This is a genomic window from Rhodoferax sp. P1_F3, assembly GCF_056405715.1.
On the sequence record NZ_JBFUBO010000006.1, the window covers coordinates 46,369 to 69,106 of the forward strand.

Annotated in this window: 25 protein-coding genes and 1 pseudogene; 8 read left to right on the forward strand and 18 right to left on the reverse strand. The window is 61.1% G+C overall.

What is annotated here, in order from left to right; translation table 11 throughout:
• Positions 1-22 precede the first annotated feature (22 nt).
• From AC1DZ5_RS11035 to AC1DZ5_RS11065, 7 genes are all read right to left on the reverse strand, one after another.
• The gene (locus AC1DZ5_RS11035; protein WP_477888947.1) at positions 23-3,439 is read right to left on the reverse strand and encodes an EAL domain-containing protein; all 3,417 of its coding nucleotides are present in this window, start codon (positions 3,437-3,439) and stop codon (positions 23-25) included.
• Positions 3,440-3,520: 81 nt separating this feature from the next.
• Positions 3,521-3,745, reverse strand: a complete 225-nt coding sequence (locus AC1DZ5_RS11040; protein ID WP_477888949.1) for a CsbD family protein — start codon at positions 3,743-3,745, stop codon at positions 3,521-3,523.
• Positions 3,746-3,797: 52 nt separating this feature from the next.
• Positions 3,798-4,112: a BON domain-containing protein gene (locus AC1DZ5_RS11045; RefSeq protein ID WP_477888951.1), complete on the reverse strand. Its 315-nt coding sequence runs from the start codon at positions 4,110-4,112 to the stop codon at positions 3,798-3,800.
• A gap of 85 nt (positions 4,113-4,197) precedes the next feature.
• A complete protein-coding gene (locus AC1DZ5_RS11050; protein WP_477888953.1) occupies positions 4,198-4,551 on the reverse strand; it encodes a hypothetical protein in 354 nt (117 codons plus the stop codon).
• A complete protein-coding gene (locus AC1DZ5_RS11055) occupies positions 4,548-4,928 on the reverse strand; it encodes a hypothetical protein (protein WP_477888955.1) in 381 nt (126 codons plus the stop codon). The genes AC1DZ5_RS11050 and AC1DZ5_RS11055 overlap by 4 nt, the downstream gene beginning before the upstream one ends.
• Before the next feature lie 3 nt (positions 4,929-4,931).
• Entirely contained in the window at positions 4,932-5,096 is a 165-nt protein-coding gene (locus AC1DZ5_RS11060) for a DUF1328 domain-containing protein (protein ID WP_310342125.1), read from the reverse strand.
• 187 nt (positions 5,097-5,283) lie between these two features.
• On the reverse strand, positions 5,284-6,645 hold the full coding sequence (locus tag AC1DZ5_RS11065; protein ID WP_477888957.1) for a CHASE3 domain-containing protein: 1,362 nt from the start codon (positions 6,643-6,645) through the stop codon (positions 5,284-5,286).
• 56 nt (positions 6,646-6,701) lie between these two features.
• On the opposite strand from AC1DZ5_RS11065, the gene AC1DZ5_RS11070 reads away from it, so the two are divergent.
• Positions 6,702-7,337 carry a response regulator gene (locus AC1DZ5_RS11070; RefSeq protein WP_310341776.1) on the forward strand — a complete coding sequence of 212 codons (636 nt, stop codon included), beginning with the start codon at positions 6,702-6,704 and terminating at the stop codon, positions 7,335-7,337.
• 5 nt (positions 7,338-7,342) lie between these two features.
• On the opposite strand, the gene AC1DZ5_RS11075 is transcribed toward AC1DZ5_RS11070, so the two are convergent.
• On the reverse strand, positions 7,343-7,753 hold the full coding sequence (locus AC1DZ5_RS11075; protein WP_477888960.1) for a response regulator transcription factor: 411 nt from the start codon (positions 7,751-7,753) through the stop codon (positions 7,343-7,345).
• Positions 7,754-7,946: 193 nt separating this feature from the next.
• Between AC1DZ5_RS11075 and AC1DZ5_RS11080 the strand changes: the two genes are divergently transcribed.
• Positions 7,947-8,159: a glycine zipper 2TM domain-containing protein gene (locus tag AC1DZ5_RS11080; RefSeq protein WP_477888962.1), complete on the forward strand. Its 213-nt coding sequence runs from the start codon at positions 7,947-7,949 to the stop codon at positions 8,157-8,159.
• 35 nt (positions 8,160-8,194) lie between these two features.
• Here the strand turns inward: AC1DZ5_RS11080 and AC1DZ5_RS11085 are convergent, their stop codons facing one another.
• From AC1DZ5_RS11085 to AC1DZ5_RS11110, 6 genes are read right to left on the reverse strand one after another with little or no spacing between them, the layout of a single operon-like run.
• Positions 8,195-8,800: a DUF4337 domain-containing protein gene (locus AC1DZ5_RS11085; RefSeq protein WP_477888964.1), complete on the reverse strand. Its 606-nt coding sequence runs from the start codon at positions 8,798-8,800 to the stop codon at positions 8,195-8,197.
• An 11-nt stretch (positions 8,801-8,811) separates the two neighbouring features.
• On the reverse strand, positions 8,812-9,321 hold the full coding sequence (locus tag AC1DZ5_RS11090; protein WP_477888966.1) for a dihydrofolate reductase: 510 nt from the start codon (positions 9,319-9,321) through the stop codon (positions 8,812-8,814).
• A gap of 3 nt (positions 9,322-9,324) precedes the next feature.
• Entirely contained in the window at positions 9,325-10,170 is an 846-nt protein-coding gene (locus AC1DZ5_RS11095) for a thymidylate synthase (RefSeq protein ID WP_477888968.1), read from the reverse strand.
• A 26-nt stretch (positions 10,171-10,196) separates the two neighbouring features.
• A complete protein-coding gene (locus tag AC1DZ5_RS11100) occupies positions 10,197-11,357 on the reverse strand; it encodes an MFS transporter (protein ID WP_477888970.1) in 1,161 nt (386 codons plus the stop codon).
• A gap of 21 nt (positions 11,358-11,378) precedes the next feature.
• Positions 11,379-12,809 carry an FAD-binding oxidoreductase gene (locus AC1DZ5_RS11105; protein WP_477888972.1) on the reverse strand — a complete coding sequence of 477 codons (1,431 nt, stop codon included), beginning with the start codon at positions 12,807-12,809 and terminating at the stop codon, positions 11,379-11,381.
• On the reverse strand, positions 12,806-13,210 hold the full coding sequence (locus tag AC1DZ5_RS11110) for a DUF2069 domain-containing protein (RefSeq protein ID WP_477888974.1): 405 nt from the start codon (positions 13,208-13,210) through the stop codon (positions 12,806-12,808). The genes AC1DZ5_RS11105 and AC1DZ5_RS11110 overlap by 4 nt, the downstream gene beginning before the upstream one ends.
• A 105-nt stretch (positions 13,211-13,315) precedes the next feature.
• On the opposite strand from AC1DZ5_RS11110, the gene AC1DZ5_RS11115 reads away from it, so the two are divergent.
• The 5 genes from AC1DZ5_RS11115 (at position 13,316) to AC1DZ5_RS11135 (ending at position 17,690) form a co-directional block, all read left to right on the forward strand.
• A complete protein-coding gene (locus AC1DZ5_RS11115; RefSeq protein ID WP_477888976.1) occupies positions 13,316-14,110 on the forward strand; it encodes a substrate-binding periplasmic protein in 795 nt (264 codons plus the stop codon).
• Positions 14,111-14,126: 16 nt separating this feature from the next.
• The gene (locus AC1DZ5_RS11120) at positions 14,127-15,350 is read left to right on the forward strand and encodes a YhjD/YihY/BrkB family envelope integrity protein (protein ID WP_310341797.1); all 1,224 of its coding nucleotides are present in this window, start codon (positions 14,127-14,129) and stop codon (positions 15,348-15,350) included.
• Positions 15,351-15,448: 98 nt separating this feature from the next.
• Positions 15,449-15,862: a hypothetical protein gene (locus AC1DZ5_RS11125; protein ID WP_477888978.1), complete on the forward strand. Its 414-nt coding sequence runs from the start codon at positions 15,449-15,451 to the stop codon at positions 15,860-15,862.
• A gap of 407 nt (positions 15,863-16,269) precedes the next feature.
• A complete protein-coding gene (locus AC1DZ5_RS11130; protein WP_477888980.1) occupies positions 16,270-16,800 on the forward strand; it encodes a hypothetical protein in 531 nt (176 codons plus the stop codon).
• A gap of 89 nt (positions 16,801-16,889) precedes the next feature.
• Positions 16,890-17,690, forward strand: coding sequence for a serine protease family protein (locus tag AC1DZ5_RS11135; RefSeq protein WP_477888982.1), 801 nt, complete (start codon positions 16,890-16,892; stop codon positions 17,688-17,690).
• An 834-nt stretch (positions 17,691-18,524) separates the two neighbouring features.
• On the opposite strand, the pseudogene AC1DZ5_RS11140 reads toward AC1DZ5_RS11135, so the two are convergent.
• From AC1DZ5_RS11140 to AC1DZ5_RS11150, 3 genes and pseudogenes are all read right to left on the reverse strand, one after another.
• Positions 18,525-18,770: pseudogene (locus AC1DZ5_RS11140) on the reverse strand (Mpo1-like protein); the annotation flags it as partial.
• A 3-nt stretch (positions 18,771-18,773) separates the two neighbouring features.
• Entirely contained in the window at positions 18,774-19,595 is an 822-nt protein-coding gene (locus tag AC1DZ5_RS11145) for an alpha/beta fold hydrolase (protein WP_477888984.1), read from the reverse strand.
• Between the two features lie 2 nt (positions 19,596-19,597).
• On the reverse strand, positions 19,598-20,911 hold the full coding sequence (locus AC1DZ5_RS11150; protein ID WP_477888986.1) for an O-acetylhomoserine aminocarboxypropyltransferase: 1,314 nt from the start codon (positions 20,909-20,911) through the stop codon (positions 19,598-19,600).
• Positions 20,912-21,001: 90 nt separating this feature from the next.
• Between AC1DZ5_RS11150 and AC1DZ5_RS11155 the strand changes: the two genes are divergently transcribed.
• Positions 21,002-21,466 carry a CBS domain-containing protein gene (locus AC1DZ5_RS11155; protein WP_477888988.1) on the forward strand — a complete coding sequence of 155 codons (465 nt, stop codon included), beginning with the start codon at positions 21,002-21,004 and terminating at the stop codon, positions 21,464-21,466.
• 22 nt (positions 21,467-21,488) lie between these two features.
• Here AC1DZ5_RS11155 and AC1DZ5_RS11160 read toward each other — a convergent pair whose 3' ends face one another.
• On the reverse strand, positions 21,489-22,706 hold the full coding sequence (locus AC1DZ5_RS11160) for a polyhydroxyalkanoate depolymerase (protein ID WP_477888990.1): 1,218 nt from the start codon (positions 22,704-22,706) through the stop codon (positions 21,489-21,491).
• Positions 22,707-22,738 lie beyond the last annotated feature (32 nt).

A 22,738-nucleotide genomic window follows, 5' to 3' on the forward strand; every position in this document is an offset into this window, starting at 1 on the left:
TACCCCCATCGTTGATACGGATTCAACCCTGCGCCTGGTAGTTCGCCAGCCAGGCCGGGAAGTCTTCTGCTGGCATGGGGCGGGCGATGAAGTAGCCCTGGGCTATGTCGCAACCAAAGCCGGCCAGTTGGTCCCATTGCGCCTGGGTTTCCACGCCTTCAGCCACGGTCTTGTGACCCAAGTCGTGGGCCAGGTCGATGGTGGAGCGCACGATCACGGCCGAGTCGTTGTTCAGCGACATGTCGCCCACAAACGACTGGTCAATCTTGATGTAGGACACGGGCAGCTTTTGCAGGTAGCTGAGTGATGAATACCCGGTGCCAAAGTCGTCCAGGTACAGTGTGATGCTCTCTAGGCGCAGCCCGTGCAGCACGCGCAGAGCCAACTCTGCGTCTTCCATCACCGCACTCTCGGTGATCTCCATTTCCAGCAACCCGGCCGCCGTGCCCCACTGGGTTTGCCACTGGCGAATCTTGTCCAGCAGGCTCTCGTCGCGCAGGTTGCGGGCGGACAGGTTGACGGCGATGGGCAGGGTATGGCCTTGTTTCTGCCAGGACTGGATCAGGCGCACGCCGCTTTCGATCACCCATTCGGTCAGTGGTTTGATCAAGCCAGTGTGCTCGGCCAAACCGATGAATTCGCCGGGGGGAATGATCCCGCGCTCGGTATGGCGCCAGCGCACCAGTCCTTCCACGCCGCACACGCGCCGGGTGGCAATCTCTACTTTGGGTTGCACGTAGAGCATCAGGTCGCCCGCCTCAATCGCCCGCTGCAGCTCGCCAGCCATATTCAGGTGGTGCGACTGGTTGTGGTTCAGGCTGGGGTCGTATACGACATGGCGGACTCCCTTTTTCTTGGCTTGGTGGACCGCAATGTCCATATGCCGGTACAGGTCGTGGGGAGTAGTGCCGTGTGCGGGAAACAGGCTGACGCCAATGCGCGCGGACACATGCAGCCCAATGTCGGCGATGGCAAAAGGTCGCGCCAGCGCGTCTTCCAGACGTCGCACCATCGCCAGGGCAGCGCCTACGTCGCAACCTGGCAATAGGATGGCAAACTCGTCACCGCGCAGACGGGCCACCTTGGCGGATGGGGATGCGACGGACTTGATGCGGGCGCCAAACTCCTGCAGCATCTGGTCACCCCGGCTAAAGCCCAGCGCGTCGTTGATTTCGCTGAGTCGTTCGATGTTGGCTTGCAGCATGGCAAAGGGCTGACGCCTCCGGGTCGCAGTTTCGATGGCCGCTATCAACAGGGCTGTGAATTGGGTCTCGTTGGGCAGTCCCGTCAGTGCATCATGGTGGGTCAGGCGCTGCATCGCATCCTGCACCCTTTGCTGCTCGGCGCGGGCGCGCAGGTTGGCAATGCCAAAGGCCAGATCGTCGGCCGATTCGGTCAGCAGGGTAACTTCGTCCTGGCCAAAGGGAGGTGGTTCGGCTCCGTAGATCACCAAGACCCCCATCACCACATCTGCCACACGCAGCGGACAAGCCACCGCATGTGCATGGCCGTGCAGGCCAGCCTGCCAAGGTACGGAGCCTGCTTCACTGCGCAGATCCTGGTCTACATGCGTGTGGCCTGTACGCAGGGCCGTGACCACAACACCTCGGTCCTGGCCATGGTCGATGCGGGCGCCCGTGTGCAGACGAAGCCCTGCCAGGCCCGCCGGGTAGCCGCTCTGGGCCATGGCTTGCAGCGGTGCCCCGGCATCCTTCGGGTCTGCGTACCAAACCACCGCCATGGGGTAGCCACCGGCTTCCACAATGGCGCTGCACATACCGTCCAGCAGACCCTGTTCGTCTGTGGCGCGCAGCATGGTTCGGTTGCCTGCGCTCAGGGTGCGTAGGGCGCGGCTGGCTGTTTCAAGTTCGCGCACACGTTGCTCGACCTCGGTGTACAGGCCCTGGATCTTCTCTTCCGACAATTTGCGTTCGGTAATGTCGGAGCCCAGCACGTAGTAGCCGGTTACTCGGTCTTGCGCATCGCGTTTGGGCATGTAGTTGATGAGCTGCCAGACACCGGGGAAGGGCTGCCAGTCGTAGTTCTGCGGCTCGCCCTGCAGCACCTTGGTAATCAGTGGGGCGGCAATGGCATAGCGTGTTTCACCCAGGATTTCACGCACCGTGCAGCCACTGAGATCGGCTCGCTCTGGCGCAAAGCGCTGCAGATACTGCTGGTTGACATAGACATAGCGCTGCTGGGCGTCCACAAAGGCGATCAGGGCGGGCACGTTGTTGATCACGCTGCGCAGATGGTCTTCGCTCTCGCGCAGCTGCGCGGTGCGCTCTTGCACGCGCTGCTCCAGCAGCGCACTGTGTTCACGCACCGCGTGCTGGGCCAGCCGGGCCACGGTTTCATCGCGGAACACCAGTACCACCCCTACCAGCTGGCCATCGCCGTCGCGGATGGGGGCTGCGCTGTCGGCAATCGGGTATTCCCGGCCATCGCGGGAAATCAGTGCCGTGTGGTTGGCCAGCACCTGCACTTCGCCGCTCGCAATCACCTTGGTCACGGGAATTTGCGCCGGCAGGCGGGTCAGCTCGTTGACGATTTGGAACACTTCGTCCACCGGTCGACCCAGTGCTTCGGTCCGTGTCCAACCGGTCAAGCGTTCGGCCACCGGGTTCATCCGCGTGATGTTCCCGCGGGTGTCGGTGGCCAGCACCGCATCACCTATGGAGTGCAGTGTGATGGACAGGCTTTCTTCGCTGGCGCTCAGTGCACGGTGGCTGGCCTCGGTGTCGCGCAGCTGGCGCTTGATCAAGATATAGCTGCCCGCCAACACGGTTAACAGCAGCAGGGACACTGCGACGCCCGCGGCCAGCATGAACTGCTGCGTGCGCTGCTGCGCAGCACTACGGTTTTGCAGCAGCAGGTTTTCTGCATCCTCCATGCTGCTGATCAAGCGGTAGGTACGTTCGCGGGTTTCCTTCAAGGGCGAGATTGCGATAAAGGCGTTGGCGGCCTCCTGGCCCTGGGTTTTGCGCAGCCATTCCACGCGTTTGGAAATGGCCATGCGCTGGTCCAGCACCTCGCGCAGCTGGCCCCAGCGCTCTTGTTGGTTGGCGTTGTCGAGGATGAGCCGCTGCAGCCGCGCTAGCGCGGCTTCACGCAGTGCCATGGTTGCGTCGCGCTCGGTCAGGAAGGCAGGGTCGCCGGTCACGCGAAAGTTCTGCGTGCTGACCTCAACCTGCAGGGTGTCGCCGCGGATATGGGCCAGGGTACTAATGACCTCGTGGGTGCGGCCTACGAGGCGCAGTGCCTCGGTCGCGTCACCTGCCAGTTTCCAGGTAGTCGCCCACAGCACGCAAACCACCACCAAGGCCGCCATGAAGGCTGCGAGCACCTTGGCCTCGAAGCTGGAGCGTGTATGCAAAGAGTCCCACCATTCCTGATATGTGACCAGGCCATTCTGCCCCAGTTGGTATGAATGATCCATACGCAGTTGCCTCGTGTTGGCATAAGAGCAAAAGCCCCGTACTCAGGGCAGAGCGCGGGGCTTGGGCAGGGCTTTCCCTACTTAGAGCTTGTCGGAAAACCAGGCGTCAGTGGCCTTGCGCTCCCAGGCGGCGAGTTGCTTCTCGGCTTCGTCCATGGCGACGCCGTAGCGCTCTTGGATTTTGCCGGCCAGCTGGTCGCGTCGGCCTGCGATGACATCCAGGTCATCGTCGGTCAGCTTGCCCCACTGTTCCTTGGCTTTGCCAGTGGCTTGCTTCCAGTTACCTTGTATGCGATCCCAATTCATAAGTGACTCCTTCGAGGTTGGTTACTGAGGCGAGAGTTGGCTGTGCCAACGCTCAGGGACGGATGGCGATTTCGTTCTTCACCGCCTTGACGCCCTTGACGCCACGGGCAATGGTTTCGGCAGTCAGCTTCTCGCTGGTGTTCTTGGCAAAGCCCGACAGCATCACGGTGCCGTTCAGTGTCTCTACGCTGATGGCTGCGGCGTCCACGGTCTTGTTCTCCACAAAGCGGCTTTTCACGGCGGTGGTGATCGCGGTGTCATCCACATAGGCGCCCACCGTTTCCTGTCCACGGGTGACGGCGCAGCCTGCGGTGAACAGCAGCGCGAGAGAGGTAAAAACAATTGCGAGAGTGGTACGTAAGTTCATGGTGAGTCTCCAGTTAAAAAAAAGAAAAAGGTGGTGTGAAACGAGAGCAGTGACGGGCCCCACTGCCTGTGGGCGGAACGGAGATTTAGGGTGGCGGCGCGCGCGAGCTCAAGTTGTTGACCAGATAGGGCAGCAGGCTGGCGACCACAGCGGGCTGGAATATCCAGCGCCAGGGGCGGCTCCAGGCCAATACCCCCGCGGCAAGCACGGCGCCCAGCGTCCAACCTAGCGGGTGGGTGTGAAACTGGGTTTTAGCCTTCTCCCACAGGGCTTGTACTTCGGGTGATTCCTTCAAACGCGCCATCCAGACAGGCGCCGCGTGCTGGCCCCATAGCCAGGCGGTTGGTGCCGTGTCGGTATGCGTGTGCAGCGCCTGGCGTAAGCGGGTGCGTGACAGGGTCAACCGAACTGCGGCAGCGGTAATGGCGTTGGCGCTCATGATTGGCTCACCTCGGCCAACAGGGCCATGTCGGCTTTCAGCTGTTGGCGCAGCTGGCTAAAGGCCCCCGGATGGGACGGCACCCGTGCGCACAAGGTACACACCAGCGCCACGACAGCGGGAAACAACGGGGCCACCCACAGTGCCCAGGGTGCCTGGATGTTTTGGGGCGGCACCGTAGCCCAGAGCATCAGTGCCACGCCGGCCAACACGGCTGCCGTACCGAAGGTGCACAAAGCCACGGCATTGAGCAGTGCGTTGCGCTTCCAGATGGTGGAGGCTTCACCCGCTTCGGCGGCGACCAGCGCCGCGTAGCCTTCGGCGTGCTCCACCAGCAACTGGGTCCGGCTGGACAGCAACAGAAGCAGGGGGTGCAACACTCAAATTCCCTTGATCAGGCCGAACAGGAAACTGGCAACCGCCAGGATCAGGAAGACGATGAACAGAATCTTGGCAATGCCAACGGCGCTCGCGGCAATGCCACCAAAACCAAACACGGCGGCAATCAGGGCAATGACAAAAAAGACAACGGCGTAGTGCAGCATTTTCGGCTCCTCGGGAAGGGCGAGCATGGAGGCTCGTCCGGTTAACACAGTGGCGCAAACGGGTGGGATTGCGATGGGTCCAGTGTGGCTTGCCAGGGGCGCGAAGGCGATAGGGCAGCTTGCCGTCTGCGTGTGGGAAAACGTCGTGACAACGTGTAGGACTGTGCTGACAGCCCTTGGGGATGCGCTATGCCGACGTCGTAGGGCCAGCCTCGGGAATGCGGGCCTGGATGCGGGTGCCTTGGCCCGGTGCGGAGACCAGTCGCAGGGTGCCGCCTTCGGCCTCTACCCGAAAACGCATGCCAACCAGCCCGTGGGCGGATGTGGGTTTGCTGCTGGCGTCAAAGCCAACGCCGTCGTCGCGCACGGTGATTTCCACCATGCCGTCATGGGTGACTAGTCTGACCCAGACGTGGCTGGCGCGGGCGTACTTGGTGATATTGGTAATGGCCTCTTGCACCAGGCGGTACACCATCAGCTCGGCAGAGATGCGCAGGTTCACGGGCTCCAGATCGCAATGTACCTCCACGCCCGAATGGTCGGCGTACTCACGCACCAGAATGTCCAGCGCGGCTACCAGGCCCAGGTTGCTCAGTGAAGAGGGCCGCAAGTCTTCGATGATGCGCCGCCCCAGCGCAATGCCGCTGTTCAGCGTACCCACCAGATGGGCCAGCAGCTCCATGGTTTCTGACTGCCCCTGTGAGGACAGCCGCGAGCGGATGCGCGCGGCATCCAGCTTGGCCGAGGTGAGCAGCGAACCCAGATCGTCGTGCAGGTCGCGCGCCAGGCGCTGGCGTTCGTCTTCGCGTGCGGTTTGTAGATGCTGTGCCAATTGGGTGAGTTCAGTCGTGCGCTGGATGACTTCCACCTCCAGGCGGTCACGTTCCAGTTGCACCACGCGTTGCAGCTCTTGCTGTTGTAGCTTCAGCGCCAGCGACTGGCGCAGGTAAAAGAACAGCGCTATCAGGCTGATAAGGCTGAGAAACGCCACCCCGATACGCCCGAGCATCAGGCTGCGAAACAGCTCGGCCCTGCGCGCCGTCACATTCTGGGTCTGGTAGGCCAGCAGCTCGGCGCAGACGGCGCGCACCGCGTCCATTTTTTCACGACCAATGTCGGTCAGCAGAATTTCCGTGCCCGCCTGGCCATTGCCTTTTTCATCGAGCTGCAGGGTCAGCGCTAGCTCGGACAGCTTGGTCTCAGTCAGTTCGTGCAAGCGCTTTAGCAGGTCGCGCGATTCGGTGTCTTCGCCGTAATAGGCATCCAGGTGGCGGTAGGCCTCGTCGATGCGCAGCAGGGCTTTTTCGTAGGGCTGCAGGTATTCCTTGCGGTGCGTCAGCAGGAAGCCGCGCTGGCCGGTTTCGGCGTCCAGCATGCTGCGCTCCAGCATTTGGATCTGGGTGCGTGCCGCACCCATGGCGGTCAGGCTGTCCAGCGTCGCCGTGGACTGGGAGTATGAGCCCTCGCTGATAAAGATCATGGCCGCCGCGGCGACACAGGCCAAGGCAAGCACCACGGGGTGGCGTTGGATGACGGTGAGCACCTTCATATGCGGGGTATTCCGCAAAGTATGGGATCATGTAGCATGAAATTCTGTTGCACTCCATGATCCGAATTGCCATTGTGGATGACCATGCCATGGTCCGTGCCGGGCTGCGGCAGTTCTTCTCGGACGAGGAGGACTTCTGCGTGGTCGCCGAGGCAGTCAATGGGCGCGAGGCGCTGGACGTGGTGCGCCGGGGCGAAGTGGATGTGATGGTGATGGACATCTCTATGCCCGACCATAGCGGTATTGATGCGCTGGCGGCGATCAAGGCGCGCGCACCGGACCTGCCGGTGCTGATCCTGAGCGGCTTTGCTGAGATGCATTACGCCACCACCATGCTGCGCCATGGCGCCAGTGGCTACCTGAACAAGGACTGCGACCCCGCCGACATCATCAAAGCGATTCGCACGGTGCACCGTGGGCGCAAATACATCACCCCCGGTGTGGCCGAGTTGCTGGCCGAGGGGCTGGGCGGCGATGGCGGCGACAAGCCGGTGCATGAGCAATTGTCGGAGCGCGAGATGCAGGTCTTTTTGCGCCTGGCCCGCGGCGAAACGGTGAGCCACATTGCCACCAGCATGTCGCTGAGCATGAAGACCGTGAGTACCTACCGCACCCGCGTGATGGAGAAAATGGGGCTGGAGTCCAACAGCGACCTGACCTACTACGGCTTGAAGAACGGGCTGATCCAGTAGCGGGTTCATACACCCAGGGCAGCGGGGCCGGTGGCGTTGGTGCCCTCGGCCAGTTCGCTGCAGTACTGGATCAGTGCATCGATTTCCGTCGACTTGTCAAACACCCGCTTGGCACCCAGCGCCAAGCATTTGGCGCGTATGTCCTTGGTGGCGTAGTTGCTCAGAACCACCATCGCGCACTTTGGGCCCAGTTGTTGCGCGGCCTTCAGCACACCCAGACCCGATCCGCGCTTGAGAAAAATATCCACGATGACCAGGTGCACATCGTTCGCCGGCTCTGCAAGCCACTGCGTGGCATGCCACTCGTCGTCAGCCATGCCAATGACTTTGACAGGGGTGAGTTCTTCCAGTGTAGCGACAAGGCTTTGCTGGATAACGGGGCTGTCTTCGACGAGAAAGGTCTTGAGTGCGAGCATGGCGGAATGAGGGTCTCAGCGATTAGTAGGTAGTGTGCACTTATCTGTGCGCGTTTTCCATGGGCGAGGCGCTCTATTTGGTGTCGGACCAGTCCTACAAAGATTGGCGGCTTCGTCTGCTAGCGGCAGTCGGCCGCATTTTCGATACTGCAGGCATCAGACATCGCCGATGTCGATTCAAAGAGGTCACACAGTGAAAAATCTACCTGCAACCCTGTCGAGCACCATCCTTGCGGTTACCCTGCTGGGCCTCACGGGCTGCGCGGGCATGACTAGCCGTGAGAAGAGCACCGCTACCGGCGCCGTCATTGGTGGCGTGGCTGGCGCTGTTGTGGGTGGAGGTGCTTTGGGCACCGCAGCGGGTGCCGCAGCCGGTGGCGTGATCGGCCACGAAATGGGCAAGTAGTAAATTTGCACGGCGCGCGCAAGGCGCCGCTGCACTCAGATGTGCAGTGCCGCCAGCGCGCCCACCAGCACGCCCAAGGAGCCCACACCAAACATGGCGTACTCCAGCCATTTCTTCTTGGTCAGCAAGGCAATCGCTGCAAGTGCAATGGCCACCTGCAGCACCGTGGTGGCCTGCGCCCAGCGGTGGTGCAGGTGCATCTGCTCATCGCTTTGATGGTCCCACTCGGTGGCTTCGGCTTCCAACTTTTCGGCCACCAGCTTGATCTCCCCTTTTTCTTTTTCGTAGCGCTCTACCTTGGCCTGGTAGGCGGCCTTCCCAGCTTCCGGGGATAGGTTCATGGCTAACTCGGCCAGTGACTGCTTGGTACTCTTGGCCTGGAAGAAATTCCATTGGTTCGAGGCCTCGGTTTTCTTGAGCGCGGCGTTGTTCTTGTACAAGCCCGCGTTGGCCTGCGTCGCACCCCCCATGTAGGAAAAGATGGCGCCCACGGTGGCGATGATGGCCGTGAACATGGCGATTTGGTTGATCATGCCGCCCGCTTTACCGTGCGCGTCTCCATGGTTGGCGTGGCCGCCCTGGGTGGCGTGCTCCAGCTCGTGGTCGTGGGGGCCGTGGACGTGAAAACCATCACCTGACATCGATCTACCTCCTAAACGCGTGCGTAAGTTACAAAGCTGAACGGCAGCCCGCTGGCCGCCACATGGTGTTCGCGTGTGGTTTCCCGCCACGCGGCACCCAGCGTGGGGGCGAAGGCGTCGCCTTCAAAATCTTTTTCAATCTCGGTGACCACCGCCGTCGTGGCCAGCGGCTCCGCCAGCGCATAGAGCTGGGCGCCACCGATCACCCAGACATCGGGTGATTGCTCACAAAGTTGTAGCGCCTCGCGCAGGTTCTGTACGGGCTGGGCACCTGTTTCATTCCAATTCTGCTGGCGCGACACCACAATGTTGGTGCGGCCTGGCAGCGGGCGAAACCTGGGGGGCAGCGAGTCCCAGGTCTTGCGCCCCATGATGACAGGGCAGCCCAGCGTGGTGCGCTTGAAGTGCGCCAGGTCCTCGGGCAAATGCCAGGGCAGGGTGCCGTTGACGCCAATGACGCCATTGGCCGCACGGGCGTAGATCAGGTGCAGACGCGGGCCTGCGGGGCTGGTGGTCGTCATGGCTCAGACCGCGACCGGCGCCTTGATGGCGGGGTGGCTCTCGTAGCCCAGCACCTCGAAGTCCTCGTACTCGTAATCGAAGATGCTGTCCGGCTTGCGCTTGATGTTCAGGGTGGGATAGGTCATGGGTGCGCGGCTCAGTTGCAGCTCCACTTGTTCGTGGTGGTTGCTGTAGATGTGGCAGTCGCCGCCCGTCCAGATGAAGTCGCCCACGTCCAGATCACACTGCTGCGCCACCATGTGCGTCAGCAGCGCGTAGCTGGCGATGTTGAAGGGCACGCCCAGGAAGATGTCGGCGCTGCGCTGGTACAGCTGGCAGCTGAGCTTGCCCTTGCCGCCTTCGGTCTCGGCGGGTGCCACATAGAACTGGAAGAAGGCATGGCAGGGCATGAGGGCCATCTTGTTGAGCTCGGCCACGTTCCACGCGCTCACGATGATGCGGCGGCTGTCGGGGTTGGTCTTCAGAGTCTTGATGACATCGGCAATCTGGTCGATATGGCCGCCGTCGGGCGTGGGCCAGCTGCGCCATTGCACGCCGTACACCGGGCCCAGGTCGCCGTCCGGGCGCGCCCACTCGTCCCAGATGCTCACATTGCGTTCTTTGAGCCAGTTGTTGTTGCTGGACCCGGTCAGAAACCACAGCAGCTCCTGGATGATGCTGCGCAGGTGCACCTTCTTGGTGGTCACCAGCGGAAAGCCTTCGTTCAGGTCAAAACGCATCTGATAACCAAACACGCTCTTCGTGCCGGTACCGGTGCGGTCGGCCTTGTGCACGCCTGTGGTGTACACATGGCGCATGAAATCTTCGTACTGGCTGCGCACAGGGCGCTGGGGCGTGGTGCTGGTCATGGTGCGGATTTTAAAGGTCGAGGGACTCAGGTGAGGCGGTCTAGGGTAGCCGTCAGGGTCAGCATGGCGATTAGCAGCAGCACGACCACGGGCATCACGGCACCCAGGCCAGCCCAGGTCGCCAGCAGGCCAAAGGCGGCCGGTACTACGGAGCCGCCGATGTAGGAAAACGTCATCTGGCGGCCGATCACTGTGCGGGCGATGTCGTCGGGGAAGCGGCGCGCGGTCTCGTGCATCATGGACGGGAACACGGGCGCACAGCCCAGGCCCATGAGCACCAGGCCGGCCAGCGATGCAGCACCCAGCAGACTGTGCGACGCAAACACAAGCGCCCCCAACGCGGCCACGCAGAGACCCAGGCGGATCAGCCGGCGGTTGCCTAGGCGGTTGGCCACCAGGCCTACGCCAAATCGGCCCGCCGTGATGGAACCAAAGTACACCGACACCCACAGCCCCGCATTCACGGGGGACATGCCGCGGCTGCCCACCAGAATACTGGCTGCCCACAGGCCGGTGCCCATTTCGGCGGCCACATACAACAGAAAGCACAGCGGGGCCAGCCACAGCGCGCGGGTACGCAGTGGCTTGAACGTGGTGGGCTTGCCGTGTTCGCCTTCTTCCGCCGGTGGCTTGGAGTGCTCTTTGGACCACAGCGACAGCGTGAGCCACAGCACCGCAGCGAGTGTGAGCTGGACAAAACCAATGGCCCGGGCGCCGCTTTCCCAGCCCCCACGGCTGGCCAGCGCCAGGCCCATGATCAGCGGCCCGGTAGTGGCTCCCACGCCCCAAAAGCCATGCAGCCAGTTCATGTGGCGCGAAGAATAGTGCGCTGCCACAAAGTGGTTCAGGCTGGCGTCCACCGCGCCGGCGCCCAGGCCCAAGGGCACACCCAGTGCCACCAGCCACAGGAATGAGGGGGCATACGAAAACCCCACCAGCGCCAGTGCCGTCATCAGGCAACTAGTGGCCACCACAGCACCCGTGCCTATGCGTTTGACAATGGCCCCGGCGAAAAAGCTGGAGGTGGCTGAACACACCGTCATGGTGATGGTGATCATGCCCACCGCCGCCAGCGGCTGGCCCATGTCGGCCCGGATCGCGGGCCAGGCCACACCCAAAATGCCGTCGGGCAGGCCCAGGCTGATGAAGGAGACGTAGACGATGCCGAGCAGTACGAGATGGGCCAACGCAGGTCCTCAGCAAAAAAATCAGAGCTTCAACACCCGGCCGGGGTTGAGCAGGTTGTGAGGGTCCAGCGCCAGTTTGATGGCGCGCATGGCGTTCAGGGCCACGGGGGATTTGTGGTGCTCCAGCTTGTCGCGCTTCAAGCTGCCAATGCCGTGCTCGGCCGATATGGAGCCGTTGTAGCGGTCCACCACGTCGTACACCAGGGTGTTGATCGGGCCTTCCTGGCCGCGCAAAAAGGCCTCGGCATCGGTGCCCGCTGGGGCCTGCACGTTGTAGTGCAGGTTGCCATCGCCCAGATGGCCGTAGTTGACCAGGCGCGCGCCGGGAAAGTGCTGTTCCAGCAGCGCATCGGTTTCTTGCACAAAGGCCGGAATGCGCGACACCGCGATCGATATGTCGTGCTTGATGTTCAGCCCCTCTTGCGCCTGTGCCAGCGGAATGCTCTCGCGGATGTGCCAAAGCGCCCGGGCCTGGGCCAGGTTCTCGGCCACTACGGCGTCCAGCACACAGCCTTGCTCCAGCGCGGCCTCCAGCAGGCGCTCAAACTGGCCCCGTGCATGGCTCTCCGATTCATGGTCTGAGTTCTCGAGCACCACGCAGTAGGGTGGTACGTCAGGCCCCGTCTGAAACGGCACGTTTTGCTGGTGGAAATGTTTGCGCACTAGGCCCAGCGCAAATGCGCCCATGACCTCGAAGCCGGTGAGGCCCGCGTTCAGGTGCTTGTGGGCCAAGCCCAGCAGCGCCACTGCGGCTTCCAGCGACGGCACGGCGGCAAATGCCGTGAGCTGGGTGGCGGGCAGCGGGTAGATGCGCAGGGTGGCCGCGGTGATGATGCCCAGCGTGCCCTCGGCACCGATGAACAGGTGGCGCAGGTCGTAGCCGGTGTTGTCTTTGCGCAGACCGGTTAGGCCGTTCCACACTTCGCCCTGCGCAGTGACCACTTCCAGGCCCAGACAGAGTTCGCGCGTGTTGCCGTAGCGCACCACCTGGGTGCCGCCCGCGTTGGTGGACAGGTTGCCGCCTATGGTGCAGCTGCCTTCGGCCGCCAGGCTCAGCGGGAACAAAAAGCCATCTTTCTCGCAGGCCTCTTGCAGGGTTTGCAGGATGCAGCCGGACTCCACCGTGACCGTCAGATTGGCCGCATCCAGCACGCGGATTTGTGCCATGCGCTGCAGGCTTAGCACCACCTGTTGGCCCGATGCATCGGGGATGGAGCCCACCACCATGCCCGTGTTGCCGCCCTGGGGCACGATGCTCACGCCCGCAGCGGCGCAGGCTTTCACCACGGCGGCCACTTCGGCGGTGGTGCTGGGGCGCACCACGGCCAGGGCTTTGCCGCGCTCGCGTTTGCGCCAATCTTGCTCGTACGCGGTGAGATCGCCCTCGGTCAACACATGGGCGTCACCCACGATGCTGCGCAGGGTGACCAAAAGCGTGGTGTGGGTATTCATGGGGTGGTGGCCTCCGCTGCCAAAGCCTTGCCCGCTTTAAGGCGCAGGCGAATGTAGACGGTGCAGGCCACAAACAGCACCAGGCACAGCAGCACCTCCAGGCCCGCCAGCCAGTTGCCGGGGGCGCGGTCGCCCCAGGCGCGCACCACGCCTTCGGTGAAGTACAGCCACACCACCAGGCTGACCCAGCGGTAGGTGTACATGCGGTTTTTGAGCATGCCAGCCAGCGGGATGCACAGGGGCAACACCTTGAGTGCCAGCCAGGAGCCTCCCGGGCGCACCGGGGATAGCCAGAGCTCCCAGGCCAGGCCCAGGACTACAAGGCCGAGCGTGCTGGCCACCGCCAGGTAGCGGCTCAGGGAAACGGGAGAGGAGGGAGAAAGGGAGGGTGATGCAGGCATGGTCAGCTGTGTAGCTTAAAACAAAAGGCGATCATGCCCGGTGTTAGTCCTCTTGCGGTGTCGCGACCATGGGGATAGATTGGCTCCATATATACGGGACTTGCGATGGCATGGAACCTGTCTAGTCGTTGGATGGTGATGGGCGCGTGCATGGCGCTGCTGCTTTCGGGCGCACGTGCGGAATGTTCGCGGTTGATCGTGTCAGCCGATCCGGCCTACCCGCCCATGCACTGGTACGACGGCGAAACCCTGCAAGGCGCCAGCATTGAAATTGCCAAGCGGGTGCTGACCGAGCTGAAGATCCCCTACGAGGTACGTTACCTGGGGCCGTTTCCGCGGATCATGTCGTTGGCCGAGCGTGGCGAGGTGGACATGGTTGCCACTCTGAAGAAAACGCCAGAGCGAGAAGCCTTTTTGTTGTACCCCAAGACGCCAGCCCTTTCCAACCCCGTGGCGGTGTTTGGGGCGCGTGAGCGTCCGTTTGAATTCAAGGACCGGGCCGATCTGGTGGGGTTGCGCGGCGGCATCACCCGTGGCAATGTGTTTGGCGGCGGGGTGGACGAATATCTCAAGGACAAGCTCAACATCCAGGAGTCCAACAGCCCCGAGAGCAATTTCGAGAAGCTGGCATTGGGCCGTATCGACTACTTCATCACCGGCTATTACACCGGCATGGCGCTGCTGCTCAAGCGCGGGGACGAAGAGCGCTTCGTGGTCAAGGAGCCGTTTCTGGTGGATACCCCCAACTTCATGGTGCTCACGCGCTATGGCAAGTGTGCGGACAAGCTGGAGCTGATCGACGCGCGCCTTGCCCTGCTGAAGAAAAGCGGCGCGCTGGACGAGCTGATTCGCAAGAGTTTTCAGAAGTGGAAATCCCAGCCCCAGATGGTCGAGAAGTAGGTGGCATGATGGCGGGATGCAACTGATAGAACGCCTCAAACCCTGGCTGCACGACGTGGCCAGCATCCCCTGGCGCGACGCCGCCATCACGCTGCGCGAGCGCTTTCGCGAAGATCGCCTGGGCCTGACCGCCAGCAGCCTGACCTTCACCACCACCATTGCGCTGGTGCCGTTCATCACCGTGGCGTTGGCCATCTTCACGGCCTTTCCCATGTTCGCCAAGTTCCAGGACGTGCTGCAGAAGTGGCTGATCGAAAGCCTGGTGCCCGACAGCATTGCCCGCCAGGTGCTGGGCTACCTGAACCAGTTTGCCGGCAAGGCCAGCCGCTTGGGTGTGGCGGGCCTGGCGGTGCTGCTGGGCACGGCGCTGGCGCTGATCTTCACGATTGACCGCACGCTCAACAGCATCTGGCGTGTGCGCAAGCCACGCCCGTTTGCGCAGCGGGTGCTCATCTACTGGGCCGCCATCACGCTGGGGCCGCTGCTGCTGGGCGCTAGCCTGACCATGACGTCCTATGCCGTATCGGCCTCCAAGGGCGTGGTGGGCGGGCTGCCCGGTGGTGTGAGCGTGCTGTTTGACAGCCTGCAGTTTGTGCTGGTGGCGGCGGGCACGGCGGCCATGTTCCATTACGTGCCCAACACCCAGGTGCGCTGGGGCCATGCCTGGATGGGTGGGCTGTTTGTGGCCGCAGGCATTGAGCTGGCGCGCAAGGGCCTGGCCTTGTACCTGAGCAAGGTGCCCACCTACTCGGTGGTGTACGGTGCGTTTGCCACGGTGCCGATTCTGCTGGTCTGGATCTATGTGGCCTGGGTCATTGTGCTGCTGGGCGCGGCGCTGACGGCCTATGTGCCCAGCCTGCTGGCCGGTGTGCCGCGCCGCAAACTGGCCCATGGCTGGCAGTTTCAGCTGGCACTGGAAACCCTGCAACAGCTAGAACTGGCGCGCCAGGCTGGCGACAAGGGCCTGACCGTGACCCAGCTGCGTACGGCACTGCAGGTGGACCCGCTGCGGCTGGAACCTGTACTGCGCCAGCTGGTGGAGCTGGATTGGGTGGGCCAGCTCAACGAGGCGGCAGGCCCCGATGCCTTGTCGCGTTATGTGCTGCTGGCCGACCCGGACACGGCGGTGCTGGAGCCGGTGATGCGGGCATTGCTGCTGTCGCCCGACGCCGTGACCGAGAATTTATGGAAAATAGGCCGCTGGCCCTCGACAACACTGCGCGAGGCGCTACAAAAATAGTAGCGATTGATTTGCGTTGGTCTCTTGCGTCTTCGGGGTGTGATGGAGTCCGATGTGGTTGGACCAGCTGTGGCGTATTGAATCACAAGGAAAACAACATGCTGTTAACTGATATCGCCGTCGAGCACACGCTGACGCCGCCAAATGGAGGGCTTCGTGTGGCGTTATTGCTGCATCCCTTTACGAATACCCAACGAGACTCACTTGGCAAATTCGAGATCGTTCGTGGCATCCGCGAGCCAGGGGGTAAAGAAGTGAAACGCTCAACATTCGTGTCGTTTCCACAATTGGCAGAGCTGTACGCGAAAGGTGTACTTGACGAATTCGGATTTTCCGTTCGCATGTGTCCCGCTGATAGCAAGTACCCCACTGCGAATCCTGTTAAAAAAATACTCCCAACCAGCATCAAGCCAGGCTCACCGTTCGACCTTGCGGTTCAGGGCGTGGATGTTTCAAAACCAGCTAGCCGCGAATTGAGAACAGCGTTGCTTCGCACTAACGTCAAGCTTTAAGGGTAGCGGACATTCTGGACTGGCACACCAGGCAAGTAGGATGGACAGCCGATATGCGGCGGAAGCAGTCATACCGTTCAGCTTGTCAACGCATCCCCTAGCGAAGGAATTTGCGTGGTTTGCAAGATTGTTATTTGTGATCCATCCACCCAAAGCGGAAAAATACCCATACAGATCAATCGTTTAGCAGACTGATGTAATGACGAACCCACTGCGGCCTGCCATGTTATTACGCGGTTCTGCGGGGTTTCACGGTTTGTTTATAGATGGCGCAGTAGGCAATATACTGATCAAAAATCAAGTGAAAACAATCACTTAGCTACTGCAAGGGAGGCGCGCACCATGACACATGAGCCATGTTATTCCGCACTTTTGCGGTCTATATCAAGTTGAACTAAACCGCTCCCATGATCTTTGGCAATCCTTCAGATTTCGCAGTTGAGGCGGTGGTCGAACCAGGGCCTGAATACCCACCTTCATTTGGCAGTAACGTTGGTGGCCGTATGCGGCTGATTGTCGGTGGCATCAGCGTGGGCGATATCAGCGAGCCAAGCTGCATTCCGCGACATTTGAGCGAACACCTGACCGAAGTGTGTTCGAGCTCACGCAAGCTGTGGCATTCGTCGCTTTCGGGCGCTACGCCAGAGAAGCAATTCCAAATGCTGGATGAAGCGCTGTTCCTTGGCGAAGGCAAACCTGAGTTGGAGGAATGCCACGAGACAGTCTTCCTAACCAATGTGTCTGAGGCGTTTGATCCAATTAAGGGCTTTGTGCTTTCTCCATCGCCGGACGAAATCGTTCTTTTGCTCAGGCTCGAAGAGGGAGGCCCCCTTATTCACCGCAAGATCACTTTTGCTGAGTTCAGCGGTGTCACCGTAGCATTTGCGCAATGGGTAGCCGAGCAGGAGCGCACGCCGCTAAATGCAGCCTCGGTTTAACATGTCGGCCCACACGGACAAACAACAACTTCAAGTTGCCGCTTCGCGGCGCATGTTGTCTGCCGGTAGCCTCAAGCGTTCGGCATCTTATGGCTAACGGTATCCAGGATCGCCTTTCACTTGCAGCCGTTTACATTCGGCTGTTATTCGGGGATACGCTTCTTGCAAACGGCTCCGCATTCTTATGGCGTCATGAGGGACAGGTGTATTTGGTGTCAAATTGGCACAACCTCACGGGTCGTGACCCTCGCGATAAGACGCCAATGTCCGATACAGCGGGAATTCCTGATCGAGTCGAATGCTATTTGTACAAAGATCGAGTTTCGAATGGAGCAAAGATCGAAGGGGTGATTTCGGATGCATTCACTTTCCCACTCTTTGACGCGGACGGCAATACGAGAGTAATCGAGCACCCGTTAGGTAGCTTCGTCGATATAGCCGCGTTACCAGTATCACTCCACGAACACGTTATCCCGTTCTGCTTAAACGAGCAGGAATTTGATGACCGTATATCCATTCATCCTGGCCAAGATGTTTTCATCATTGGATATCCGCTGGGGGTAATTACCGGTAAGCCACTACCAATCTGGAAACGAGGAACCATCGCGTCGGAACCGTACATTCCCATAGACGGTCTTCAGAAAATGCTTATTGACACAGCAAGCAGAAAAGGAATGTCTGGGTCATTCGTCATTGCGGAGCACACAGGTATCTTCTCACCCGGTGGCGCAGAACTGTCTGATGACTCATGGATTGGGACTGGAAGAAAAATTCTAGGTATCTACTCTGGACGTTTAGGCGCAAGCGACATCGAGGCACAGTTGGGCATTGTTTGGTGGCGGCATCTGATCGACGAAGTCATCCAGAAGGGAAAGCTAGTCGAATTATGAACAGGCCCCAGCTTTCGCAAAGATGCCGAACCCATCATTCGTGCGGGCCTGCGCGAAATCCGCGCTGGCTCTTCAATTCAAACGCAACGACTGCTTTGGAGCGCAGTGAAAGACTGCAGTCAGTCTGTTGGCGTCCCCACTAGGCAGCGAAAGCAGGCTTTCAAAACACCGACTTTTTAACTTCGCAGCGTGGATAAAAATAATCACCAAGTGCTCTTCACTTAAAGTATTCGCCAAATATGGGTTCCCACATGCTTGAGAAATTGAGAAAAGCGAATATTGGGACTGTTCTAGGTCTTGCTGGCTTTGGCTTGGTGGTCGTAGTTGGTTTGACTATTCCCTTGTGGCTTCTCTCCATTACCTCAGCCCCACAAAGCAATCCAAGCATTCAATGCCAGAGCCAACAGGCTGTCACCAAAACACTTGTGGGCACACTTCGACGCGCCGGGTCATCGTTCTATATTCAAGAACAATCTTGGCACTTTATTGCTCCGGCTTGCAGCGGAAAGCCTAGCAGCAATTGCGTCATGACTGAACACGCCCAAATGTTGGATCGAACTGTCGGGCAAACAATCAGTGCAGGGTATTGTGCGAACGAAGTGGTTTTTTATAAGGTGCATGGAGTTACCTACTTTAGGTAGCCTCTGGTGTGCCCCTAGAGCGGCCGCCGCCTGGAACAGACAGATGGCTCGCCAGCAATGAGCGTTACAAGCTGGCAGCAGAGCCCACTGCCTCTAATTCATAGAAAATTGGCCGCTAGCCCTCATCCAATATGTGCGAGGTGCTACAAAATATGTAGTGCCTGGCGGACTCAGGCCAGCTCGAGTGTCCGGCTCAAAACCTGATTTTCCCGGTCCAAATATCCCGGTACATGCACCAGTCGCCCATCAAGCTGTAGAGCGGGCGCTTGAAGCTGGCGGGCTTGTTCTTCTCAAAACCAAAGTGGCCGACCCAGGCAAAGCCGTAGCCGCACAGCAGGCCGTACAGCAAGTACTGTGGCTTTCCGGTGGCCAGCAGCATGGCCAGGCACACCAGCGTGAGCGTGGAGCCCACAAAGTGCAGGCGGCGGCAAGTGCGGTTGCCCTAGGTACTGGCCAAAAACTGTCGCATGGCGGACAGGGTTTGCTCCGGCGCCTCGGTCATCTGGTGGTGGCCCACGGGCAGGGTGGCCAGCTCGGTGCGGGCAGCGCGCTGGCGTGCAGCGGCCAGCAGGGGCTGCGCGGCTTTGGGCGTGGTCATCTGGTCCTGTGCGCCCAGAACAAACAGCACGGGGCACTGCACCTGTGCCATGGCCTCTTCACCATGTGCGTAGTTGTTGCAGGCGGAGAAGCCGCGGTGGAACACATTCACCGCCGTATTGCTGGCCAGCACACGGCGGCCCAGCGCCATGCTGCTGCCATAGACCCAGGTGCCCGGCCCCAGCGCCGAGGGCGGGGCGGCCAGTGTACTGCGTGAGAACACATTGACCATGGTCAGTGCCTTCATGGGGTCGTTCAGCGAGGTCTCCAACAGCGCGGGCGATACCTTCATGGGGTAGGCCGTGCCCACCAGCACCAAGTGGGTGGCGCGGGTGCCCAGCCGGCTCGCGGCTTCCAGGGCAATCAGCGAGCCCCAGCTGTGGCCCACGAGCGCGGTTTTCTCAATGCCGGCCGCGTCCAGCAGCGCGACGATGAAATCTGCGGCTTCTTCCACGGACGAGGGCGCCTCGCCGCCACTGCGGCAGTGGCCCGGCAGGTCCACGGCCAGCACGTTGTAGCCATGGTGGGCCAGGTAGCGGCTTTGCAAAATCCAGACGCTGTGGTCGTTGAGCACGCCGTGGATGAAGACCACGGTGGGCTTGGCGGCATCGAAGGGCTTGCCGCCCGTGTAGCAGTAGGCCGTGGCGCCGTTGACAAGCAGTTCCATGGTCAGGCTCCCGCTTTCTCGGCGGCCTTGAGCGCACGCTTGAGGTCGTCAATCAAGTCATCTGGGTCTTCTAGCCCGATCGACAGGCGAATGGTGCCCTGCGTGATGCCGGCTCCGGCCAGCGCCTCATCGCTCATGCGGAAATGGGTGGTGCTGGCAGGGTGAATGACGAGGCTGCGGCAGTCGCCCACATTGGCCAGGTGGCTGAAGACCTTGAGTGCTTCGATGAACTTCTTGCCCTGCTCGCGGTTGCCCTTCAGGTCAAAACTGAACACCGAGCCGGCGCCTTTGGGTAGCAGCTTTTTCGCCAACGCGTGGCTGGGGTGGCTCTCCAGCAGCGGGTGGCCCACACGGCCCACAAAAGGCTGGCTGGCCAGGAACTGCACCACCTTTTCGGTGTTGCTGATGTGGCGCGCCATGCGCAGGCTCAGGGTTTCGATGCCCTGCAGGATCAGCCATGCGGTATGCGGGCTCATGCAGGCGCCAAAGTCGCGCAGGCCTTCGCGGCGCGCGCGCAGCAGGAAAGCGCCCACGGTGCTTTCCTCGCTGAAGTTCATGTTGTGAAAGCCCTCGTAGGGCGCGGCCAGTTCAGAGAATTTTCCGCTGGCAGCATGGGCGCGGGCCCAGTCAAAGCTGCCCCCGTCCACCACCACGCCGCCAATCACCGTGCCGTGGCCGCTTAGGAACTTGGTGGCCGAGTGGTAGACCAGATCGGCGCCCTGCGTGAACGGCTGCACCAGCCAGGGCGAGGTGAGGGTGGAGTCCACTAGCAGTGGCACACCGGCCTCATGGGCTATCTGCCCAATGGTGGGCGTGTCCAGCACGTCCAGCCCGGGGTTGCCTACAGTTTCGCCAAAAAACAGCCGGGTGTTGGGCCGCACGGCGGCGCGCCAGCCGTCCACATCGCCGGGCTTCACAAAGGTGGTGTCGATGCCAAAGCGGCGCATCGTGTAGTGCAGCAGGTTTTGTGAGCCACCATAGAGCGCGGTGCTGGCCACAATGTGCCCACCTGCGCCCATGAGCGTGGCTACCGCCAAGTGCAGCGCGGCCTGGCCGCTGGATGTGGCAATGGCGCCAATGCCGCCTTCGAGCGCGGCCATGCGCTGCTCAAACACCGCATTGGTGGGGTTGCTGATGCGGCTGTAGACATGGCCCGCGCGCTCCAGGTTGAACAGCGACTGGGCGTGCTCGCTGGACTCGAACACAAACGAGGTGGTCAGGTGGATGGGCACGGCGCGCGCGCCGGTGGTGGGGTCGGGCGATGCACCTGCGTGCAGGGCCAGAGTGTCAAAGCCAGGGTCGGCGTAGCCAGCCATAGGTTTCTCCGTGACAAGAAGGGGATGAATCGCCGAGATTGTGGGCTATATTTGGGCATAGTCCCAATCGAAGTGTCACGAGGAAGCACCATGAAAGTCAGCGATATTCTGCGCGTCAAAGGCGGTACGCTTTTTGTCACCAAACCGGAAGACACTCTGGCAGACGCTGCCCAGCTCATGGCCGAAAAAGACATTGGCTCGCTGGTGGTAATTTCGCATGGCCTGGTGGTGGGCATGCTGACCTTCCGCGAAGTGATCCAGGCCGTGGTGAAAAACGGTGGCAGCTTCGGCACCACCACCGTCTACCGCGCCATGGACCCCGGCCCGCTGACCTGCACCATGGAAACCGAGATGGACGAGGTGCGCCGCATGATGCTGGACCGCCACGCGCGCTACATGCCCGTGATCGAGAACCGCATGTTGATGGGTGTGGTCAGCTTCTACGACGTGGCCAAGGCCGTGGTGGACAGCCAGAACTTCGAGAACAAGATGCTCAAAGCCTACATCCGCGATTGGCCCGAGGGTGACGAAAAACCCGAGCAGGAAAACACCTGAACCCGGACTGCGTTGGCGGGGGTCAGCCCTCGCTGGCGTGGATCATGTCCCGCACCCGCGGGTAAATCTGCTGGTTCCATTTGCGACCGCTGAACACACCATAGTGCCCCACACCGGTTTGCACATAGTGTGTTTTCTTATGGGGGCGAAGGCTGGTGCACAGGTCTTGCGCGGCCACCGTTTGGCCCACCGCGCAGATGTCATCGCGTTCTCCTTCCACCGTCATTAACGCCGTACGGCGGATGGCCGCCGGGTTGACGATGCGGTCCTTGTAGGTGAGTTTGCCCAGTGGCAGGTCGTAGGTCTGGAAGACCTTCTCCACGGTCTCCAGGTAGAACTCCGCCGGCAGGTCGTTCACCGCCAGGTATTCGTCGTAGAACACGCGAATGATGTTGGCCTTCTCCACATCCCCATTCACGAGGTGCTGGTACAGGTCTTTGAAGGACTGTTTGTGGCGGTCCAGGTTCATGCTCAAAAACGCGCTGAGCTGCACAAAACCCGGGTAAACGCGGCGCATGTAGCCCTTGTGCGGCAGCGGCACATGGCTGATCAGGTTTTTCTCGAACCAGTCGATCGGTTTGCTGACCGCCAGCTTGTTGACTTCGGTGGGGTTCACGCGGCAGTCCACGGGGCCTGCCATTAGCGTCAGGCTGCGTGGTTGGGCTGGGTCATCGTCCTCGGCCATAAGGGCCGTGGCCGCCAGCGCTGCCACGCAGGGCTGGCACACCGCAATCACATGGGTGCCCGGCCCGATAGTCTGGGTAAAGCGGATCACGTGGTCGATGTAGTCGTCCAACCCGAAGGTCCCATGGAGCAACGCCACGTCACGTGCGTTGTGCCAGTCTGTGATGTAAACGTCGTGGTCTTGCAGCAGGGTGCGTGCGGTCTCGCGCAGCAGCGTGGCGAAGTGGCCGGACATGGGCGCCACCAGCAGCACCTTGGGCTGGGGTTCGGCCATAGCCTCCTGCTTTTGAAAGTGCAGCAGCGTGCCAAAGGGCATGGTCAGCACCGCCACTTCGGCCACGGGGATGTCACGTTCGGCCACTTTCACGCTGTCAATGCCATACGCAGGACGAGAGTGTGTCAATCGCAGGCGGGAAAGCACTTCCATTCCAGCCGCCATCTTGCGCAGCGCGCTGCCTTCAGTCTGGTTCATCCAGAGGGACGCGCCCAGGCCTTGGGCCAGCAGGCGCAGTGGTGAGGTGAAATCAGACTGGGTTTGGTAGGCTTGGTAAAGCATGGTGGTCCTGTCCGTGTGAGGGCATAGCCCAT

What these genes read in the sequence shown, in the direction of transcription:
- AC1DZ5_RS11035 (WP_477888947.1), bottom strand. Translation starts at nt 3,439, where the DNA reads ATGGATCATTCATACCAACTGGGGCAGAATGGCCTGGTCACATATCAG.
- AC1DZ5_RS11040 (WP_477888949.1), bottom strand. Translation starts at nt 3,745, where the DNA reads ATGAATTGGGATCGCATACAAGGTAACTGGAAGCAAGCCACTGGCAAA.
- AC1DZ5_RS11045 (WP_477888951.1), bottom strand. Translation starts at nt 4,112, where the DNA reads ATGAACTTACGTACCACTCTCGCAATTGTTTTTACCTCTCTCGCGCTG.
- AC1DZ5_RS11050 (WP_477888953.1), bottom strand. Translation starts at nt 4,551, where the DNA reads ATGAGCGCCAACGCCATTACCGCTGCCGCAGTTCGGTTGACCCTGTCA.
- AC1DZ5_RS11060 (WP_310342125.1), bottom strand. Translation starts at nt 5,096, where the DNA reads ATGCTGCACTACGCCGTTGTCTTTTTTGTCATTGCCCTGATTGCCGCC.
- AC1DZ5_RS11065 (WP_477888957.1), bottom strand. Translation starts at nt 6,645, where the DNA reads ATGAAGGTGCTCACCGTCATCCAACGCCACCCCGTGGTGCTTGCCTTG.
- AC1DZ5_RS11070 (WP_310341776.1), top strand. Translation starts at nt 6,702, where the DNA reads ATGATCCGAATTGCCATTGTGGATGACCATGCCATGGTCCGTGCCGGG.
- AC1DZ5_RS11075 (WP_477888960.1), bottom strand. Translation starts at nt 7,753, where the DNA reads ATGCTCGCACTCAAGACCTTTCTCGTCGAAGACAGCCCCGTTATCCAG.
- AC1DZ5_RS11085 (WP_477888964.1), bottom strand. Translation starts at nt 8,800, where the DNA reads ATGTCAGGTGATGGTTTTCACGTCCACGGCCCCCACGACCACGAGCTG.
- AC1DZ5_RS11090 (WP_477888966.1), bottom strand. Translation starts at nt 9,321, where the DNA reads ATGACGACCACCAGCCCCGCAGGCCCGCGTCTGCACCTGATCTACGCC.
- AC1DZ5_RS11095 (WP_477888968.1), bottom strand. Translation starts at nt 10,170, where the DNA reads ATGACCAGCACCACGCCCCAGCGCCCTGTGCGCAGCCAGTACGAAGAT.
- AC1DZ5_RS11105 (WP_477888972.1), bottom strand. Translation starts at nt 12,809, where the DNA reads ATGAATACCCACACCACGCTTTTGGTCACCCTGCGCAGCATCGTGGGT.
- AC1DZ5_RS11110 (WP_477888974.1), bottom strand. Translation starts at nt 13,210, where the DNA reads ATGCCTGCATCACCCTCCCTTTCTCCCTCCTCTCCCGTTTCCCTGAGC.
- AC1DZ5_RS11115 (WP_477888976.1), top strand. Translation starts at nt 13,316, where the DNA reads ATGGCATGGAACCTGTCTAGTCGTTGGATGGTGATGGGCGCGTGCATG.
- AC1DZ5_RS11120 (WP_310341797.1), top strand. Translation starts at nt 14,127, where the DNA reads ATGCAACTGATAGAACGCCTCAAACCCTGGCTGCACGACGTGGCCAGC.
- AC1DZ5_RS11125 (WP_477888978.1), top strand. Translation starts at nt 15,449, where the DNA reads ATGCTGTTAACTGATATCGCCGTCGAGCACACGCTGACGCCGCCAAAT.
- AC1DZ5_RS11130 (WP_477888980.1), top strand. Translation starts at nt 16,270, where the DNA reads ATGATCTTTGGCAATCCTTCAGATTTCGCAGTTGAGGCGGTGGTCGAA.
- AC1DZ5_RS11135 (WP_477888982.1), top strand. Translation starts at nt 16,890, where the DNA reads ATGGCTAACGGTATCCAGGATCGCCTTTCACTTGCAGCCGTTTACATT.
- AC1DZ5_RS11145 (WP_477888984.1), bottom strand. Translation starts at nt 19,595, where the DNA reads ATGGAACTGCTTGTCAACGGCGCCACGGCCTACTGCTACACGGGCGGC.
- AC1DZ5_RS11150 (WP_477888986.1), bottom strand. Translation starts at nt 20,911, where the DNA reads ATGGCTGGCTACGCCGACCCTGGCTTTGACACTCTGGCCCTGCACGCA.
- AC1DZ5_RS11155 (WP_477888988.1), top strand. Translation starts at nt 21,002, where the DNA reads ATGAAAGTCAGCGATATTCTGCGCGTCAAAGGCGGTACGCTTTTTGTC.
- AC1DZ5_RS11160 (WP_477888990.1), bottom strand. Translation starts at nt 22,706, where the DNA reads ATGCTTTACCAAGCCTACCAAACCCAGTCTGATTTCACCTCACCACTG.